At 44.4% G+C, this 1,383-nt stretch carries 2 protein-coding genes; both read right to left on the reverse strand.

Features of this window, described 5'->3' with window-relative positions; genetic code table 11:
• Nucleotides 1-450 (reverse strand): hypothetical protein (locus O9290_RS12990; protein ID WP_288087133.1); only part of this gene is annotated, 450 nt, incomplete at its 3' end.
• Between the two features lie 55 nt (nucleotides 451-505).
• Nucleotides 506-1,045, reverse strand: a complete 540-nt coding sequence (locus O9290_RS12995) for a pentapeptide repeat-containing protein (RefSeq protein ID WP_012267582.1) — start codon at nucleotides 1,043-1,045, stop codon at nucleotides 506-508.
• Nucleotides 1,046-1,383 lie beyond the last annotated feature (338 nt).

Consider the following 1,383-nt stretch of genomic DNA (forward strand, 5'->3'; position numbering starts at 1 on the left):
GTCAGTCTGTAGAGCGACCATAAGACCAGAACAGAGTAAATCTGTTAAGGCAGGTGCGGAACCCCGCAAGGGAAAGAAGCAGAAACCTAAATCGTGAGGTTTGGGAATCGCCGTCCGTTTTACGGCGGCGAGGATGTCAAAGATACTATCGCGACTTACGGCATAGTCGGATAAAAGTGCGCTGCCTCGATCGTGACTACTTGCCCAATCCCGAAAAGCTTGCGCTCGTTCCGTCGGTGTTGCCGTCTCGTAAAAAGGTGTTTTTGGCTCTATCAGTTGTTTTAGCATTGTCTCCAAGAGAATTTCTACCTTTTCTGGTGATTGGTGGCTAATTCTTGCCAAAATCTCGGCAATTGCCTTTAAATCTTGCTGATGGGCTTTTTTAAAGTCTAGCAGCATTTCCGCTCCCTCCCCATCTAGCGATCGCTGAGAAAAAGGAGTAATTTCCATAGATATTGCTCTCCTTGAAAACCGCTAAAACTTGATTCTGCCATAAAAACTTTTTTTAGAATAGATTGGGATCGACACCGATCGCCCCTTCACCGTCCGCATCTTGCAGGTTAGCACCGTCTAACCGAGCATTAGTGAGATTGGCCTTCTCTAAGTCAGCTTTTTGCAGATTGGCGTTGGTTAAGTTTGCTCCTTGCAGGTTAGCTTTTTCTAAATCTGCACCTAAGAGATTGGCCTTGCTTAAATCGGCTCCCGCTAGGAGAGTTTTGCCGAGGTCGGCTCCCCGGAGGTCAGTCCCTTTGAGGTTAGCACCTTGTAAGTTTGTTCTTTCTAGATCCGCTTGACTGAGGTTTGCTCCTTCTAGATTGGCCGAGGACAAGTTTAAATCTTTGAGGCTAATTCCGTTAAAGTCACAACCGACACAGGCGTTAGTTTCCTGTAGTTTTTGCAGATTATCGGCGGCAGCAGGCTCGACCAGAGTAATTTTTGCCGGTACGCCGCCAGTGGGGGTAACGGCCCTAGCGATGGCAGGGTGGAAGCAAGAAAAAACTGTGATTAGCAATAGACAGAAGGCTGTCAGTAGCTTCGGTTTCATCGTTTTTGATCTCCTTGAGTGATCTTTTTGAGTCTCTGTTTTCACTCTAGGCAATGGCTTTAATAAAAACAAATATTCTTTGTTTTCAAATCCATAAATTCCCTTTATGCAAAGCCAAGAAAGTCCCTCGCCCTTTCATCACTTTTATTTATTAAAACGACAATTAAGAATATTTGCTTTTATGCTTGTCCCGTACCTAGGGCTTGCTGAATAAATCTAAAAACCTTGTTGGGTAAGACTTTTAGACTTTTTGTCAATCAAAAAGTACCAGTTGTGGGAGAGATAGGGGGAAAATTCTGGGACTTTTTCTCTGAAAATTAGGTAATTGACCAGATGAG

The sequence above is a fragment of the Microcystis sp. LE19-41.2A genome (genome assembly GCF_027530405.1).
Lineage (GTDB): Bacteria > Cyanobacteriota > Cyanobacteriia > Cyanobacteriales > Microcystaceae > Microcystis > Microcystis aeruginosa.